Source organism: Streptomyces sp. (genome assembly GCF_036524955.1).
Lineage (GTDB): Bacteria > Actinomycetota > Actinomycetes > Streptomycetales > Streptomycetaceae > Actinacidiphila.
Window position 1 is genome coordinate 1 of sequence record NZ_DATDBG010000323.1, and the last position, 16,979, is coordinate 16,979.

The window sequence follows — 16,979 nt, forward strand, 5'->3', positions numbered from 1 at the left end:
CCCCCCCCCCCCCCCCCCCCCCCCCGACGGTTACTGGCCGGCCGCCAGCAGCGAGTTGACCTGCTTCTCGGCGGTCGACAGCAGCTTGGAGACGTCGGCGCCCTTGTCGGTCAGCACCCCGGACATCACGGTGTCGAGCACGGTGTAGATCTTCTGCGCGTTCGGCGGCTCGGGCAGCACCGGCACCTGGGCGTCCACGTACGGCCTGAAGTTCTCCACCGGCACGGTGGCGTTGGCCGTCTTGGTCTCGGTGTCCTTCGCCTTGGAGGCACCGGTGAAGAAGAACGGCTGCGGCAGGCCGACGGGCAGACCGTCGGCCTTGTTGCGCGGGTAGTCGAACTGGCCCTTCTCCAGGGTCAGGTACTTGAAGTTCACCCAGGCGATGCCGGCCTTGATCTGGTCCGGGCTGGCCGACTTCTTGAACATGTAGTCGGCGCCGCCGAACAGCGCGGTCCTGCCGCCGGGGATCGGTGCCATGCCGAGGTCCTCGAACTTCGCCTTGTACTGCTGTACGACCAGCGGGATGTCGTCGGGTGCCCCCACGTACATGCCGATCTTGCCGGTGCCCATCGCCTTCTGCACGTCACCCCACTGAAGACCGGGCGTGGCGGGCATGCTGTTGTCGGACCAGCGCATGTCGTGCAGGGTCTGGAGCACCTGCCGGGTGGGCGCGTCGTTGAAGGCGGCCTTCCGGCCGTCCTCGGTGACCGCCTTGCTGCCCACGCCGTACATCTCGGAGACAAGGTGCCAACCACCCTGGTTTCCGGCCGAGTTGTCCATGTAGCCGTGGATGCCCTTGCTCCCCAGCTTGTCCTGGATCACCTTGGCGTCCTGCCGGACCTCTTCCCAGGTGGCCGGCGGCTTGTCGGGGTCGAGGCCGGCGTCGGCGAAGATCTTCCGGTTGTAGATCAGGCCCATCTGGTAGTTCGAGGTGGGCAGACCGTAGAGCCTGCCGCCGTCCTTGAGGACGTCCAGCACGCCGGGGTCGATGTCCTTCAGGTTCGGCACGGTCGTGTCGTTCACGTAGTCCGTGATGTCCGCGGCCTGGCCGGCGTCGAGCACCTGCTGAAGGTCGGTCATGTACGTGTAGAAGGTGTCGGTCTGGCTGCCGGCCTGGAGTTGCGCGGTGAACTTGGCCGGGTCCTCGCAGGGGAACGCGTCCTTGCTCTTGACCGTGACGTTCGGGTAGATCGTGTTGAACTCGGCTACGTCGTCGAGCCACTGCCGGCGCTCGGCCTTCTTGGTGGTCGGCGGCTCGCAGTCGACGGTGATGGTCACCTTGGTCTTCGGGTCCAAGGGGGTTCCGGCGCTGGAGCCGGTGCTCTTGCTCCCCGGGCCGTCGCCCTCGCTGTCGCTGGAGCACGCGGCGCCGGTCAAGCCGATGCCCGCGACCAGCGCGACCGCCACCAGTCCGCGGTAGCCGATTCTGCTCATGATCAAACCCTTCCCTGAACCACTGCGCGTCGTTGAACTGCGATCTGGGACCCCGCGGCACGTGTCGCACAAGGCGTCCGGCACAGCTACGCGCCGCCGTTTCGGGTTGGCTCAACGTACTTAAGCCGATAGATGTCCGCAAGATGTCGCGCAAATGTCGCAAAGAAACGACCCAATGACGGCGGAGAGTGGTGCGAGTGGTGCGAACATGACGACGCCGGGTCGGGGACGAGTCCCCGACCCGGCGTCGGAAACGGCCGGTCGGCGGTGCGGTGGGTTCACGGGAGGCCGGTGCCGCGGGCGGCGGCTCCGCCGCTGATCGGTGCCGCTGGCCGGTGGCCGGCCGGCGCCACGCGTCGGCGGTCAGACGTTGGCGCGGGCCTCCGGGTGCGGGATGCGGGCGGAGTGCGGGACCGGGCCGGTCGAGCCGCGGACCACCAACTCGGGCTCGAAGAACAGCTCGTCGTGGTCGACCGCGGCGCCGCTGATCTCCCCGGCCAGCAGGTCCACCGCCGCCCGGCCCATCGCCTCGATCGGCTGCCGGACGGTGGTCAGCGGCGGCTCGGTGCAGTTCATCAGCGACGAGTCGTCGTACCCGATCACCGAGACGTCGTCGGGTACCCGCATACGGCGCCGGCGGGCGGCCCGGATGGTGCCGAGTGCCAGCATGTCGGAGGCGCAGATGAACGCGGTGATGCCGCGGGAGAGCAGCCGGCTGGCGGCGGCCTGCCCGCCCTCCAGCGTGAACAGCGCGTGCTCCACGGTGACCGAGGGGTCCACCCGGCGGGCGGCGGCGAGCTTGCGGCGGGACGGCACGTGGTCCGGCGGGCCGAGCACCAGCGCGATCCGCTGGTGGCCGAGCGAGATCAGGTGGTTCATCCCCTGCTCGACCGCGACCGCGTCGTCGCAGCTGACCCGCGGGAAGTCGAGGTGGTCGATGGCCGCGTTCATCAGCACGGTGGGAAGGTTGCGCTCGGCCAGCCGTGCGTAGTGGTCGTGCGGGGCGTCGGCCTGGGCGTAGAACCCGCCGAAGAAGACCACCCCGGAGACGTGCTGCTGGAGCAGCAGTTCGACATAGTCCGCTTCGGAGACGCCCCCGGCGGTCTGGGTGCACAGCACCGGTGTGAAGCCCTGCTGGGCCAGCGCACCGCCGACCACCTCGGCGAAAGCGGGGAAGATCGGGTTCTGCAACTCGGGCATGACCATGCCGACCAGCCGGGCGCGCTCCCCGCGCAACTGGGTGGGCCGTTCGTAACCGAGCACGTCGAGGGCGGTGAGGACCGCGGCCCGGGTCGCGTCGGAGACTCCGGGCTTTCCGTTCAGCACCCGGCTGACGGTGGCCTCGCTCACCCCGACCTTCTTTGCCACCTCGGCAAGTCGTCGTGTCATGGCGTCGATTCTAGTACAGGTGCCGCAAGATTCTTGCGGTGAACTTGCGGAATCTGTGCAAGCCATCGGCTTTTTGCGATATTTGCTCGATATATTGCCGTAACTGGTACGGCAATGTAGCTGTCCCGGTCCTGAAGGTGCGGCGCCCCGCCCGCGGTGCGTCCTTCGGCAGTGAACGTGCGCTCCCCGGTGGCCCGGAGAGGTGCCCGGGCCGTCTGTGCCTGCCGCACCCCGGCCCGACCGCGCCCGTACGACCGCCGCCCCCCTCGCCGCTCCGGTCCCGTCCGGGCTCTCGCGAGCTGCCTTTCGCGCTCCGGGAACCATCCGCGCGAACACTGGGTGAACACGTGTGGCAGTCCCGCGGTGCCGGTGGCTCGGTCTCGTTCGCGGCTCTGGTGCCGACGATTTCCGGCACCGACGGGGAAGGAAATTCCTCAACAGCGGGTGGCCCGATCCCGCGGTGTATTCGCTACTCGTGCGGGGAATCCGCTCCCTCGGGCGCGCGTAAGCTACTGGCAGGTAATGGAAGAGTCCGAGGTCCGGAGCGCCGGGAGGCCCGCCCCGCCGGCCCGCATCGACCACGCGGGCGGAGGTTCTCCGGAACCGGCGGGCGCATGCGCACGCGCAGCAGCCGGAGGCCGTCGTCCGGAGCTCTCCGGTCGCCGGCCTCCCGTCGGGTCCGCGCCACTGGCCGCCGGACGTCCAGGAACGGCACCATGGGGAGTGCACCATCATGGGGAGTGCACCATGAGCAGGCACGATGGCAGTGACCTGGCACCACGGGGAGCGAGCGGTGCTCGCAGCGCCTGCGAAACGGTGTGATGCAATGCTCACGACCCCCCGATGTGGTGTGCGGCGGGGGAGAGATGCCTGACCGGCAAGGATGGATGGATATGGACAAGCAGCAGGAGTTCGTTCTCCGCACCCTGGAGGAGCGGGACATCCGCTTCGTACGGCTGTGGTTCACCGACGTGCTGGGCTATCTGAAGTCGGTCGCCGTCGCCCCCGCGGAACTGGAGCAGGCCTTCGACGAAGGCATCGGGTTCGACGGCTCGGCCATCGAGGGCTTCGCCCGGGTCTACGAGTCCGACATGATCGCCAAGCCGGACCCTGGAACGTTCCAGGTGCTGCCGTGGCGGGCCGAGGCCCCCGGCACCGCGCGGATGTTCTGCGACATCCTGATGCCCGACGGCTCCCCGTCCTACGCCGACCCGCGCTATGTGCTCAAGCGCGCCCTCGCCAAGACCTCCGACCTCGGGTTCACCTTCTACACCCACCCCGAGATCGAGTTCTTCCTGCTCAAGGACAAGCCGCTGGACGGCGGCCGGCCGACCCCCGCGGACAACTCCAGCTACTTCGACCACACCCCGCAGAACGTCGGCATGGACTTCCGCCGCCAGGCCATCACCATGCTGGAGTCCATGGGCATCTCGGTGGAGTTCTCCCACCACGAGGGGGCGCCCGGCCAGCAGGAGATCGACCTGCGGTACGCGGACGCGCTGTCCACCGCGGACAACATCATGACCTTCCGCCTGGTGATGAAGCAGGTCGCGCTGGAACAGGGCGTGCACGCCACCTTCATGCCGAAGCCGTTCTCCGAGTACCCCGGCTCCGGCATGCACACCCACCTGTCCCTCTTCGAGGGCGACCGCAACGCCTTCTACGAGTCCGGCGCCGAGTTCCAGCTCTCCAAGGTCGGCCGGTCCTTCATCGCGGGCCTGCTCAAGCACGCCGGCGAGATCTCCGCGGTCACCAACCAGTGGGTCAACTCCTACAAGCGCATCTGGGGCGGCTCCCAGCGCACCGCCGGCGCGGGCGGCGAGGCCCCCTCGTACATCTGCTGGGGCCACAACAACCGCTCGGCGCTGATCCGCGTCCCCATGTACAAGCCCGGCAAGACCGGCTCCACCCGCGTCGAGGTCCGCTCCCTGGATTCCGGCGCCAACCCGTACCTCTCCTACGCGGTCCTGCTTGCCGCCGGTATGAAGGGCATCCAGGAGGGCTACGAACTCCCGGCAGGCGCCGACGACGACGTCTGGGCCCTCTCCGACTCCGAACGCCGCGCCCTGGGCATCGAACCCCTCCCGCAGAACCTCGGCGAGGCGATCGACCTCATGCAGCGCAGCGAACTCGTCGCCGAGACCCTGGGCGAGCACGTCTTCGACTTCTTCCTGCGCAACAAGAAGCAGGAGTGGGAGGAGTACCGCTCCGAGGTCACCGCGTTCGAGCGGCGGAAGAACCTGCCGGTGCTGTAGTCCGGGAGCGGCGCGGCCTTTCCACGCCGGACGTCATGCGGAGAGAACAGTGAGCCCGGTTCGACAGGTGGCGGCCCGAGGCGTTCATCCGGCGCCCGTCGAGCGGGTCTGGTACGCCGCCTACGGGTCCAACATGCACAGCGAGCGGCTGCGGTACTACCTGGCCGGAGGGTGCCCGCCCGGCGGTGCCCGTACGTACCCGGGGTGCCGGGACACCCGGATGCCCGAGAGGTCGGTGCCCGTCGAACTGCCGGGCACGGTGTACTTCGCCACCGAGTCGCTGGTGTGGACCGGCGGGCGGGCCTTCTACGACGCGGACGCGCCGGGCCGGGTGTGGGGGAAGGCCCATCTCGTGACGGTGGAGCAGTTCTCCGACATCGCCGCACAGGAGATGTACCGGTCTCCGGGCCAGGACCTCGACGTCGCCGACGTCCTGACCCGAACGCTGAGCGGCGGACGGCTGCGGCTCGGGCCCGGACGGTACGAGACGCTGGTCCGCCCCGGGGACGTGGACGGGGTCCCGCTGCTCACCTTCACCGCGCCATGGCGGGCGGCCGAGGTCGTCACGACCAGGCCGTCCGCCGCGTACCTCGGCCATATCGCGGCGGGCCTCCTGGAAGCGCAGGTCTGGGGCGCGGCGGCGGTCGCCGACTACCTCGCGGCGTGCCCGGGAGCGGCCGGCCACTGGTCGGCCGAGGACGTGACGCTCCTCATCGACGGCCTTCGGCGCTGAGGAGGAGGCGGGTGGACACCGTGCCCCTCGACCGCCCCACGCCGGGTATCCCCGCACCTGCGCAGCGCCTACGCGCAGGTCGGCGGCTCCTGCACCGCGCGGGCGCCGGGTGACCCGGAAGCCCTTCGGCGGTGACCGGAACCCCGCCGACGCTGAACGGAAGTCCTTCGACGGTGAGAACGGATACGGAACGCTCGGCCGACCGCCGCAGGCCGCAGCGTGCCACCTGGCGACGCGCGCCCCCGGCGAGCCGCCCGGGAGAGCCTCCGATCCGGCCACCGCGGCCGCGCTCACCGAATCCGTCCCCCACGCCACGTTTCCGCCCCGCGCACCTGCGGTTACGCTCGTGTGACCTGGTGACCGGAACGAGACCCGCCCGGAGGGCACATGTCCCTGCCGCAGGGCAGACGCAGCAGTACCTTCTCCCGCCTGCTGCGTCACGGCTTCACCGACCCGGCGGCGGCCGAACGGCTGCTGGACGCGACCGTCCTGCGCGGCGTCCGCAGCGACCCCGTCCTGCTGGACGCGCTGAGCGCCACCGGCGACCCGGACCAGGCGCTCGCCGCCCTCGTCCGGCTGACCGAAGCCCTCGACGGGCAGGAGCGGCAGGCCCTGCTGGACACGGTCACCACCGCCAAGCCGCTGCGCGACCGGCTGCTGGGCGTACTCGGCGCCTCCGCGGCGCTCGGGGACCACCTCGCCCGGCACCCGCGCGACTGGCACGCCCTGGTGACGTACGAGTCCGCGGACCTGCACCCCGGGGTCGCCGAGTTCGAGCGGTGGCTGCGGGCCGCCGACACCCCGGACGCGCTGCGCGCCGCGTACCGCCGCTGCCTGCTCGGCATCGCCGCCCGTGACGTGTGCGGGACGAACGACCTGGCGCGCACCGCGGCCGAACTCGCCGACCTGGCCACCGCCACCCTGCGCGCCGCCCTGGCGATCGCCGCAGCCGAGCAGCCGCAGGACGCCGCCGCCTGCCGCCTCGCCGTCATCGGCATGGGCAAGTGCGGCGGCCACGAGCTGAACTACGTCTCCGACGTGGACGTGATCTTCGTGGCCGAGCCGCCGGAGGACCCGGAGGACCCGGACGGGAGCGCGGGCCGGACCAGGGACGAAGGCAACACCGTGCAGGCCGCCACCCGCCTCGCCGCCCGCATGATGTGCATCTGCTCGGAGAGCACCCCCGAGGGCACCATCTGGCCGGTGGACGCCAATCTCCGGCCGGAGGGCAAGCACGGACCCCTGGTCCGCACCCTCGCCAGCCACCTCGCGTACTACCGGCGCTGGGCCAAGACCTGGGAGTTCCAGGCGCTGCTCAAGGCCAGGCCGGTCGCCGGGGACGCGGCGCTCGGCGAGGAGTACGTGGCCGCGATCCGCCCGCTGGTGTGGCAGGCCGCCGACCGCGAGCACTTCGTCACCGACGTGCAGGAGATGCGCCGCCGGGTGGTGGACAACATCCCGGTCGCGCACGTGGACCGCGAGCTGAAGCTCGGGCCCGGCGGCCTGCGCGACGTGGAGTTCGCCGTGCAACTGCTCCAGCTCGTGCACGGCCGCACCGATCCCTCGCTGCGCAGCGGCACCACGCTGACCGCGCTCGCCGACCTCGCCGCGGGCGGCTACGTGGGCCGCGCCGACGCCGCCTCGCTGGACGACGCGTACCGCTTCCTGCGCCAGATGGAACACCGCATCCAGCTCCACCATCTGCGCCGCACCCACCTCGTACCGGAGGACGAGGCTTCTTTGCGCCGGCTCGGCCGGGGCCTGGGGCTGCGCGCCGAGCCGGTCACCGAGCTGAACCGGGAGTGGATGCGGCACGCCATGGAGGTACGGCGGCTGCACGAGAAGCTGTTCTACCGGCCGTTGCTGGACGCCGTCGCCCAGCTCGGCGGCGACGACACCCGGCTCAGCACCGACGCCGCCCGGACCAGACTCCAGGCCCTGGGGTACGCCGACCCGGCCGCCGCGATGCGGCACCTGGAGGCGCTGGCCAGCGGGGTCAGCCGGAAGGCGGCCATCCAGCGCACCCTGCTGCCGGTGCTGCTCGGCTGGTTCGCGGACTCCGCCGACCCGGACGCCGGACTGCTCGGCTTCCGCCAGATCTCCGACGCGCTCGGCCACACCCCGTGGTACCTGCGGCTGCTGCGGGACGAGGGCGCCGCCGCCCAGCGGCTGGCCCGGGTGCTGTCCTCCGGACGGCTCGCGCCCGACCTGCTGCTGCGCGCCCCCGAAGCGGTCGCGATGCTCGGCGCGCCCGACGGCCTGGTCCCCCGGGAGCGCGTCGCCCTGGAACAGGAGGTGCTGGCCGCGGTCGGCCGCGCCGAGAGCCCCGAGCAGGCCGTCGCCGCGGTACGCGGGGTGCGCCGCCGCGAGCTGTTCCGTACCGCCGCCGGCGACCTCATCGACACCCACGGCGACGACGCCGGGGGCACCTCCCGGATCGCGGACTCCGGGGAAGGGAACGGGCGGGTGAGCCCCAGCGCCCTGGTCGACCGGGTGGGCACGGCCGTGTACGGGCTCACCTCGGCGACCCTGGCCGGGGCGCTGCGGACCGCCGTGAACGCCGTCACCGACGGTGACGCGCATCCCCTGCCGACCAGGTTCGCCGTCATCGCCATGGGCCGGTTCGGCGGCCGGGAACTGGGCTACGGCTCCGACGCCGACGTGCTCTTCGTCCACGAGCCGCTGGACAGCGCCGACAGCGGCGAGGCGAGCCGTGCCGCGCTGGCCGTCGCGGACGAGCTGCGCCGCCTGCTCCAGATACCCACCGCCGACCCACCACTGCTGGTCGACGCCGGCCTGCGGCCCGAGGGCAGGAGCGGCCCGCTGGTCCGCAGCCTCGCGTCGTACGCCGCGTACTACCGGCGCTGGTCGCTGGGGTGGGAGAGCCAGGCGCTGCTGCGGGCCGCGCCGGTCGCCGGCGACCAGGGGCTGGGGGAGCGGTTCATGTCGCTGATCGACCCGCTGCGGTACCCCGAGGGCGGCCTGAGCGACGAGGCGGTACGGGAGATCCGCCGGCTGAAGGCCCGGATGGAGTCCGAGCGGATGCCGCGCGGCGCCGACCGCACCACCCACGCCAAGCTCGGCCGCGGCGGACTGTCCGACGTCGAGTGGACCGTACAGCTCCTCCAGCTCCAGCACGCCGCGCGGCTGCCGAGCCTGCGCACCACCAGTACCCGGCGGGCGCTGGCCGCCGCGCGGGCCGAGGGGCTGATCGACGCCGCCGACGCCACGGTGCTGGACGAGGCGTGGGTGCTGGCCACCCGGGTGCGCAACGCCGTGATGCTGGTCCGCGGCCGGCCCGGCGACACCTTCCCCCGCGACGGCCGCGAGCTGGCCGCGGTCGCCCGCTACCTCGGCCATCCGCCCGGCCACGTCGGCGACATGCTGGAGGACTACCGCCGCCGCACCCGGCGGGCCCGCGCGGTCGTGGAGCGGCTGTTCTACGAGGGCTGAGGCGCGAACGGTGAGCCGGTGGTACGAGGGGTGACCCGCCCGTACCGACAGTGACCCGCGGCTACCGCACCGGCTCCAGTTCAAGCCCGAGTTCCCCTGGCAGGTGGTACGCCCAGCGCCCGTAGAGGACATACGCCACCGCGTAGGCGAACCCCAGGCAGAGCGTGCCGCCGACCGCGTCCATCCAGAAGTGGTTCGCGGTGGAGACGATCACCAGCAGGGTCCCCGCCGGGTAGACCGCACCGATCATCTTCACCCACACCGGTACGGCCAGCGTCGCGATGGTGACGCCGCACCACAGCGACCAGCCGATGTGCATCGACGGCATGGCCGCGTACTGGTTGGACACCTCGGCGAGGCTGCCCTCGGACATCGTGCCCCACGTGTTGTGGGTGCGCACCGTGTCGATGAAGCCGCCGTCGGTCATCAGCCGCGGGGGCGCGAGGGGGTACGCGTAGAAGCCGATCAGCGCCAGCCAGGTGGTGACGAACAGCGCGAGGCGGGTCGGGCCGTACCGGCCGGGATGCTGGAAGTACAGCCACACCAGTACGCCGACGGTGATGACGAAGTGCAGCGTGGCGTAGTAGTAGTTCATCCCCACGATCAGCCAGGTCACCGAGTCGGCCGCGTGGTTCACGCCGTGCTCGACGGCGAGACCGAGACCGCGCTCGAACGACCAGATCTCGGCGGCGTGCTTCAGCGCGGTGTCCTGCTGCTCCGGAACCGCGTTCCTGATCTGGGAGTAGGTCCAGTAGCTCACGCCGATGAGGAGGATCTCGAACCACAGCCGCGGCTTACGGGGAGCACGCAGCCGGATGAGGAGCGTGTGCCCGAGCGTGAACCCGACGCGCGTCCAGGCGCCGCCGTTCGGTCCCGCGGCGATGGTGGAACCCTTGAACCCTTTGGATCCCCTGGAGGCCGGCGGGGTGGCCGAACGGCCGTTCATCGTCTTCGTGGTCGGTTCCCCCATGACACACCAGTCTGCCAGATCGGCACTGCCCTGCCGATCAGTTCTCGGCCGAACCGGGGACCGGACGGCCCTCCTGCGCCGGGTGCTGCGGGGCGGGCCCGGCGGCGGTGGAACCGCGGACCACCAGCTCCGGCAGGAAGACGAACTCGCTGTGCGGGGCCGGAGTGCCGCCGATCTCCTCCAGCAGCGCGTTCACCGCGGCCTGGCTCATCGCCGCGACCGGCTGGCGGATGGTGGTCAGCGGCGGGTCGGTGAACGCGATCAGCGGTGAGTCGTCGAAGCCCACCACCGACACCTGGCCGGGCACCGAAAGACCCTGCTGCCGGGCCGCCCTGATCGCGCCGAGCGCCATCATGTCCGAGGCGCAGACCACCGCGGTGCAGCCGGCCGTGATCAGCGCACCGGCCGCAGCCTGACCACCCTCAAGGGTGAACAGCGAGTGCTGGATCAGCGACTGCGCCTCCTTCTCGGCCATCCCGAACACCTGGGCCATCGACGCCACGAAGCCCTCGATCTTGCGCTGTACGGGGACGAAACGCCGCTGCCCGACGGCCAGGCCGATCCGGCGGTGCCCCAGGGAGGCGAGGTGGGTGACGGCCAGCCGGACCGCGCCCCGGTCGTCCGGTGAGACGAACGGGGCGTCGACCTTCTCGGAGAAGCCGTTGATCAGCACGAACGGGACGCCTTGGCCCTGCAGCCGGGCGTAGCGCTCGGTGTCGGCGGTGGAGTCGGCGTGCAGCCCGGAGACGAAGATGATTCCGGCCACCCCCCGCTCCACCAGCATCTCGACCAGTTCGTCCTCGGTGGAGCCGCCGGGCGTCTGGGTGGCCAGTACCGGGGTGTAGCCCTGCCGGGTCAGCGCCTGTCCGATGATCTGCGCGAACGCGGGGAAGATCGGGTTCTCCAGCTCGGGCGTGATCAGCCCGACCAGGCCCGCGCTGCGCTGCCGCAGCCGCACCGGGCGCTCGTAACCCAGCATGTCGAGGGCGGCCAGCACGGATTCGCGGGTGGCCGCGGAGACCCCGGGCTTGCCGTTGAGTACCCGGCTGACGGTCGCCTCACTGACTCCCGCCTGGGCTGCGATGTCAGCGAGCCGTGCGGTCACAGCACCGGATGCTAGGCGACGGAGCGCCACCACGTCAGATCGCCCACCAAATTGCCGTGTCTCCGGCGATCGTGACGGTCGTGACGGTCGGGGTCGAATCACCCGTCCCGGCCTCCGAGGCCCCGGCGCCCGGCTCCGCGCCTGCCTGCTCTGTGCCCGGCTCCGCGCCTGCCGGCTCCGCGCCCTGCTCTGTGCCCTGCTCCGCCCTTGCCGACGCAGCCGGGTCCGTCATCTGCGGCTGCGCGCCGCTGGACAGCAGCGCCCGGCCCGGCAGCGGGATCGTCACCGGAGCGCCGGTCAGGTTGACCGTGCAGACGAAGCCCTCGCCGTCGCGGCCGTCGCGGCGGAAGGCGAGCATGCCGTCCGGGGCGTCCAGCCAGGTCACCGCCTCGCCCGCGCCCAGTGCCGGGTGCTCGTGCCGCAGCGCGAGCGCGGCCCGGTACAGCTCCAGCGTGGAGTCAGGGTCGCCGCTCTGCACCTCCACGCTCAGCTCCGCCCACGTCTTGGGCTGCGGCAGCCAGCTCGGGCCGCCGGCCTCGGGGCCGAAACCGTACGGTGCCTCGGTGCCCGACCACGGGATCGGCACCCGGCAGCCGTCCCGGAAGCCGTCCTGCCCGGCCGCGCGGAAGAACGACGGGTCCTGCCGCACCTCGTCCGGCAGATCCGTGACGTCCGGCAGGCCCAGCTCCTCGCCCTGGTAGAGGTAGGCGGACCCGGGCAGCGCCAGCATCAGCAAGGTGGCCGCCCGCGCCCGGCGCAGCCCCAGCTCGCGGTCGCCGGGGTCGCGGAGCTGGAGCCCGCCGCCGGTGGTTCCCTCCCCGTCCGGTACGGGGTGGGCGAACCGGGTGGCGTGCCGCGTCACGTCGTGGTTGGACAGCACCCATGTGGCGGGCGCGCCCACCGCGCCCATCGCGGTCAGCGATGTGTCGACCACCGTGCGCAGTGCCGCGGCGTTCCACGGGGTGGCCAGGTACTCGAAGTTGAACGCCTGGTGCAGCTCGTCGGGGCGCAGGTAGAGCGCGGCCCGCTCGATGGTCGGCGTCCACGCCTCGGCGACCGCGATCCGGTCGCGGGAGTACTCGTCCAGGATCCGCCGCCAACCGCGGTAGATCTCGTGCACGCCGTCCTGGTCGAAGTACGGCATCGTGGACGTGCCGAGCAGCGCCAACTGTTCGGCGTGGCCGATGTCGGGCAGCCCCTCGGCCTTGACCAGGCCGTGCGCCACGTCGATCCGGAAGCCGTCGATGCCCAGGTCCAGCCAGAAGCGCAGCACCGACCGGAACTCGTCGTGCACCGCCGGGTGGTTCCAGTTGAAGTCGGGCTGCTCGGGTGCGAACAGGTGCAGGTACCACTCGCCGGAGGTGCTGTCCGGGTTCAGCGTGCGGGTCCAGGCCGGGCCGCCGAAGATGGACTCCCAGTCGTTGGGCGGCAGTTCGCCGTGCTCGCCCTTGCCCGGCCGGAAGTGGAAGCGCTCGCGCAGCGGCGAGCCGGGGCCCTCGCGCAGCGCCTGCTTGAACCACTCGTGCTGGTCCGAGCAGTGGTTGGGCACCAGGTCCACGATCACCCGCAGGTTCAGCGCGTGGGCGGTCCGTACCAGGTCGTCCGCGTCGGTGAGGGTGCCGAACATCGGGTCGACCTCGCGGTAGTCGGCGACGTCGTAGCCCGCGTCGGCCTGCGGAGAGGCGTAGAACGGCGACAGCCACACCGCGTCCACCCCGAGGTCGCGCAGATAGGGCAGCCGGGCGGTGATGCCGGGCAGGTCGCCCATGCCGTCACCGTTGCCGTCGGCGAAACTGCGCGGGTACACCTGGTAGATGACCGCGTCGCGCCACCAGTCTCTGCGCTCGGCCTCGTCGTCGGCAGCGGTGGCGGCGGAGCTGGGCGCGTCGGTGAGATGCTGGCTCATGACTTCCTTCATGTGTCCCGGGCCTGTGTGTGCGGGGGTTGGGGGCACCCCCGGCCGGAGGTTGGGGGAGGATGGCATACGTGCGGGTGGCATACGTGCGGGTGGGTACGGGCTGGGCTTCAATCCTCGCTCCAGGATCGTCAGCCCTTCGTGCCTCCGGCTGTGAGACCGGTCACCAGGTGGCGCTGGACCAGCAGGAAGACGATGGCGGCGGGTATCGCGATGACCACCGAGGCGGCCGTCATGGCCCCCCAGTTGGCGCGCTGGTCGGAGGCGAAGGTGCGGATGCCGGCCGCCAGCGTGTAGTGGTCGGCACCCATGAACTGACTGGAGTAGGCGACCTCGCCCCACGCCGTCAGGAAGCTGTAGAACGCGGTGACTGCCAGACCCGGCCGGGCCAGCGGCACGACCAGCCGCCAGAAGGTGCCGAACGGGGTGAGGCCGTCGACCCGCCCCGCCTCGTCGATGTCGCGCGGGATGGTGTCGAAGTACCCCTTGAGCATCCACGCGCAGAACGGCACCGAGATGGTGCAGTAGACCAGGATCAGGCCCAGGTAGCTGTCGATCAGGTCGAACCTCGCCAGCAGGTTGTACAGCGGCACGATCAGCACGGCGACCGGGAACATCTGCGTCAGCAGGAAGGTCCACATCAGCGGCCGGTGACCGGGGAACCGCATCCGGGAGATCGCGTAGCCGGCGCTGGCGGAGATCAGCACGCCCAGCACGGTGGTGGCAGCGGCCACGATCACGGAGTTCAGCATCCACCGCGGGAAGTGGCTGTCCAGCAGCACGAACCGGTAGTTCTCCAGGCCGAGATGGTCCAGCACCTCGCCGGGCTGCTGCCAGGCGCTGCTCGGCCCGAGCGAGATGAAGACGATCCACAGCACCGGGAAGACGGCGATGGCGCTGGCGGCGAGCAGCGTGGCGTGCAGGGCGACGGACGCGGCCGGGCTGCGTTCGCCGCGGCCCCGGTGCGCGCGGCGGCGGGGGGTGGCGGTGGTGCGGGACAGGGCGGGGGCGGCTGCGGAGCCGCGCTGAGTGGTCGCGCTCATGGGGGCTCCTTCTAGTCCTGCTGCGTCCGCACCTGGCGGCGGTAGAACGTGGAGAAGGCCACCAGGATGAGGAGGATGACGATGCCGTAGGTCGCGGCACCCGAATAGTCGGACACTCCCGTGAACGCCTTCTGGTAGGCGTATGTCACCAGGATGTCGGTGTCACCGGTGGTGTTGGTGCCGAGCAGCAGGTAGATGATCGGGAACATGTTGAACGTCCACACGGTGCTGAGCAGGATCACCGTGCTGGTCACCGGCCGCAGACCCGGCACGGTTACGTTGACGAACCGCTGGAGCGGTGAGGCGCCGTCCATCTCCGCGGCCTCGTACAGCTCGCCCGGGATCGCCTGGAGGCCGCCGAGCAGCGCGACCATCATGAACGGGACGCCGACCCAGATGTTCACCAGGATCACGGCGACCTTCTGTGCGAACGGCGTGCCGAGCCAGTCCTGGGCGGGCAGTCCGACGCCGGTGACGATGTCGTTGAAGACGCCGTACTGCGAGTTGAACATCAGCCGCCAGGCGAACACGCCGATGAACGCGGGCACCGCCCACGGCAGGATCAGCGACAGCCGGTAGAACAGCCGGAACCGCACCGGGCGGTTGAGCAGCATCGCCATGCCGAGCCCGATGGCGTAGGTGACCGCGACGCAGGAGACCGTCCACACCACCGTCCACTCCAGGCGCGGGTAGAAGTCGCCGTCCTGCCCGGAGATGATCTTCCAGTAGTTGTCGAGGCCGACGAAGTCGTACGTGGCGCCGACGTGGAACGAGCCGATGTCCTTGGCGACGTTCGCCTCGTTGGCGTCGGTGAACGACAGGTACAGGCCGTAGCCGAGCGGGTAGAGCACCAGCACGCCGATCACGATGACGACCGGGGCGACCATCGCCCACGCGTACCAGTGCCTGTCCCACGACCGCTTGATCGACGTCATGAGTCCCGGCCGGGGGTCGCGCGGCGTTCGGGCCGGGCCCCGGGCGGGTTCGTCCATGGTGGCGGTGGTCATCGCTCCTCGGCTCTCGTCACGTCTGTACGGCGGTTGCCCGTGTGGGGAGGTGGTTCACGTGCTGCGGCCACCGGCGGGCGGTCCACGTGCGGCGGCTGTTCGCGCGCGGCGGGCTGTTCGGGTGGGGCGGGCGCTTCGCGCGCGGCGGCCGCCGGTGTGCGGTGGGTGTTCCCCGTGCGCTGACCGGGCCGGCCGGCCGGGCGCGTGGGCCCCGTTCGCGGACGCGAGTACGGGACCCCGGCCGACCGGCCCGGAGCTGGTGGTGGGCCGCTACTGCGCGAAGCCCGGCAGCAGGTCGCCGAACTCCTTGGCGGCGGCGTCCAGACCCGACTGCACGGACGTCTGTCCCTGGAGGATCTTGATGTACTGCTGCTGAAGCGGGGTGAACAGGCTGCCGACCTGCGGCAGTGCGACCCGTGGCCGGGCGGTGTCCATGATCGACTTGAAGCCGGCGATCTCCGGGTCCTTCAGCACCTCGGCGGTGTATGCGGAGGTACGGGTCGGCAGGGTGCCGTTCTTCAGCGCGATCTGCTGCTGGCTGGCCGAGGAGGTCATGAACTGCGTGAAAAGGTACGACGCTTCGAGGTTCTTCGAGCCCTGGTAGACCGCCAGGTCGTGGCCGCCGGTCGGCGCGAGCGCCTTGCCGGTGGAGCCGGCCGGCACCGGCGCGTACCCGAGGTTGGACTCCTTGCCCTTGAAGGCGGAGCCGCTCAGGTCGTCGCTGACCGACCAGGGTCCCTGGATCAGCATGGCGACCTTGCCGGTCCTGAAGGAGGTCTGCATGTTGTCGTACGCGCTGGCGAAGTCCACCTTCAGCGAGGAGGTGTCGTAGATCTCCTTCGCCTTGGTGACCGCCTTGACGGCCTCCGGCGAGTTGATGGTGATCTTCTTCGCCGCCGGGTCGGCCAGGTCCGCGCCCTCACCGAAGAGCAGCGGGAACAGGAAGTACGAGTCCGGGTTGACGTACGTGCCCGCGACGCCGGGCACCTTCTCCTTGATGGTCTTGGAGTCGGCGATCAGCTCGTCCCAGGTGGCCGGCGGCTTGGTGATGCCGGCCTTGGCGAAGATCTCCTTGTTGTAGAGGAGCCCGAGCGTGTCGGTGACCGACGGGACGGCGTAGGTCTTGCCCTCGTACTTCGTGGTGTTCATCGGACCGGCCACGAAGTCCTCGGTGTCCGCCAGCGCGGCGGTGCCGTCCAGCGGGGCGATGTAGTGCAGCGAAGCGTACTCGGGGATCAGGCCGACGTCGGCCCGGATCACGTCCGGCGCGCCCTTGCCGCTCTGCGCCGCCGCCTTGAACTTCTGCTCCACCGTGGTGAAGTCGACGTTCTGGTACGTCACCTTGATCTTGGGGTACTTGGCCTCGAACTCCTTGATGAGCGCCTGGTACGTCGGGGCCTCGTTCTTGGCGTCGGACGTGTCCCAGTACGTGACCGTGCCCGAGACCGATGCGGGGTCCTTGCCGGAGCCGTTGTCCTTCTTGCCGTCACCGTCGCTACCGCCGCAGGCGGTGACCCCGAGAACGATGGCCGCGGCCATGGCCACGGTGGATATGCCGCGTCGCATACCTGTACTCCTTGATGAGGGAACTGCCCGCTCGCCCTGGTCTGACTGGATCGGCTCGGGCTGGGCAGGACCGTAACAGCGTCGCAACCCTTTGCGAAAGAGGTTGCAA

At 70.8% G+C, this 16,979-nt stretch carries 11 protein-coding genes; 3 read left to right on the top strand and 8 right to left on the bottom strand.

Annotated elements, in window-relative coordinates:
* Positions 1 to 30: 30 nt before the first annotated feature.
* Both VIW71_RS25395 and VIW71_RS25400 read right to left on the bottom strand, forming a co-directional pair.
* A complete protein-coding gene (locus VIW71_RS25395; protein WP_331624968.1) occupies positions 31 to 1,434 on the bottom strand; it encodes an ABC transporter substrate-binding protein in 1,404 nt (467 codons plus the stop codon).
* Between the two features lie 363 nt (positions 1,435 to 1,797).
* On the bottom strand, positions 1,798 to 2,823 hold the full coding sequence (locus VIW71_RS25400) for a LacI family DNA-binding transcriptional regulator (protein WP_331624969.1): 1,026 nt from the start codon (positions 2,821 to 2,823) through the stop codon (positions 1,798 to 1,800).
* Positions 2,824 to 3,716: 893 nt separating this feature from the next.
* On the opposite strand from VIW71_RS25400, the gene glnA reads away from it, so the two are divergent.
* From glnA to VIW71_RS25415, 3 genes are all read left to right on the top strand, one after another.
* Positions 3,717 to 5,078: a type I glutamate--ammonia ligase gene (glnA, locus tag VIW71_RS25405; protein ID WP_331624970.1), complete on the top strand. Its 1,362-nt coding sequence runs from the start codon at positions 3,717 to 3,719 to the stop codon at positions 5,076 to 5,078.
* Positions 5,079 to 5,127: 49 nt separating this feature from the next.
* Positions 5,128 to 5,811: a histone deacetylase gene (locus VIW71_RS25410; RefSeq protein WP_414720843.1), complete on the top strand. Its 684-nt coding sequence runs from the start codon at positions 5,128 to 5,130 to the stop codon at positions 5,809 to 5,811.
* A 387-nt stretch (positions 5,812 to 6,198) separates the two neighbouring features.
* Complete coding sequence (locus VIW71_RS25415; protein ID WP_331624971.1) at positions 6,199 to 9,264, top strand: bifunctional [glutamine synthetase] adenylyltransferase/[glutamine synthetase]-adenylyl-L-tyrosine phosphorylase; 3,066 nt, start codon at positions 6,199 to 6,201, stop codon at positions 9,262 to 9,264.
* 61 nt (positions 9,265 to 9,325) lie between these two features.
* Here VIW71_RS25415 and VIW71_RS25420 read toward each other — a convergent pair whose 3' ends face one another.
* From VIW71_RS25420 to VIW71_RS25445, 6 genes are all read right to left on the bottom strand, one after another.
* Positions 9,326 to 10,234 carry a phosphatase PAP2 family protein gene (locus tag VIW71_RS25420; RefSeq protein ID WP_331624972.1) on the bottom strand — a complete coding sequence of 303 codons (909 nt, stop codon included), beginning with the start codon at positions 10,232 to 10,234 and terminating at the stop codon, positions 9,326 to 9,328.
* Between the two features lie 37 nt (positions 10,235 to 10,271).
* Complete coding sequence (locus tag VIW71_RS25425) at positions 10,272 to 11,339, bottom strand: LacI family DNA-binding transcriptional regulator (RefSeq protein WP_331624973.1); 1,068 nt, start codon at positions 11,337 to 11,339, stop codon at positions 10,272 to 10,274.
* A 34-nt stretch (positions 11,340 to 11,373) separates the two neighbouring features.
* A complete protein-coding gene (locus VIW71_RS25430) occupies positions 11,374 to 13,245 on the bottom strand; it encodes a glycoside hydrolase family 13 protein (RefSeq protein WP_414720844.1) in 1,872 nt (623 codons plus the stop codon).
* Positions 13,246 to 13,385: 140 nt separating this feature from the next.
* Entirely contained in the window at positions 13,386 to 14,297 is a 912-nt protein-coding gene (locus tag VIW71_RS25435; RefSeq protein ID WP_331624974.1) for a sugar ABC transporter permease, read from the bottom strand.
* 11 nt (positions 14,298 to 14,308) lie between these two features.
* Positions 14,309 to 15,289, bottom strand: coding sequence for a carbohydrate ABC transporter permease (locus VIW71_RS25440; RefSeq protein ID WP_414720845.1), 981 nt, complete (start codon positions 15,287 to 15,289; stop codon positions 14,309 to 14,311).
* Positions 15,290 to 15,574: 285 nt separating this feature from the next.
* A complete protein-coding gene (locus VIW71_RS25445; RefSeq protein ID WP_331624977.1) occupies positions 15,575 to 16,870 on the bottom strand; it encodes an extracellular solute-binding protein in 1,296 nt (431 codons plus the stop codon).
* Between the last annotated feature and the right edge of the window lie 109 nt (positions 16,871 to 16,979).

Bases quoted from the DNA above. Each gene is read 5' to 3' on its own strand.
- VIW71_RS25395 (WP_331624968.1), bottom strand. From the start codon at position 1,434: ATGAGCAGAATCGGCTACCGCGGACTGGTGGCGGTCGCGCTGGTCGCG.
- VIW71_RS25435 (WP_331624974.1), bottom strand. From the start codon at position 14,297: ATGAGCGCGACCACTCAGCGCGGCTCCGCAGCCGCCCCCGCCCTGTCC.
- VIW71_RS25415 (WP_331624971.1), top strand. From the start codon at position 6,199: ATGTCCCTGCCGCAGGGCAGACGCAGCAGTACCTTCTCCCGCCTGCTG.
- VIW71_RS25445 (WP_331624977.1), bottom strand. From the start codon at position 16,870: ATGCGACGCGGCATATCCACCGTGGCCATGGCCGCGGCCATCGTTCTC.
- VIW71_RS25430 (WP_414720844.1), bottom strand. From the start codon at position 13,245: ATGAGCCAGCATCTCACCGACGCGCCCAGCTCCGCCGCCACCGCTGCC.
- glnA (WP_331624970.1), top strand. From the start codon at position 3,717: ATGGACAAGCAGCAGGAGTTCGTTCTCCGCACCCTGGAGGAGCGGGAC.
- VIW71_RS25400 (WP_331624969.1), bottom strand. From the start codon at position 2,823: ATGACACGACGACTTGCCGAGGTGGCAAAGAAGGTCGGGGTGAGCGAG.
- VIW71_RS25420 (WP_331624972.1), bottom strand. From the start codon at position 10,234: ATGGGGGAACCGACCACGAAGACGATGAACGGCCGTTCGGCCACCCCG.
- VIW71_RS25440 (WP_414720845.1), bottom strand. From the start codon at position 15,289: ATGGACGAACCCGCCCGGGGCCCGGCCCGAACGCCGCGCGACCCCCGG.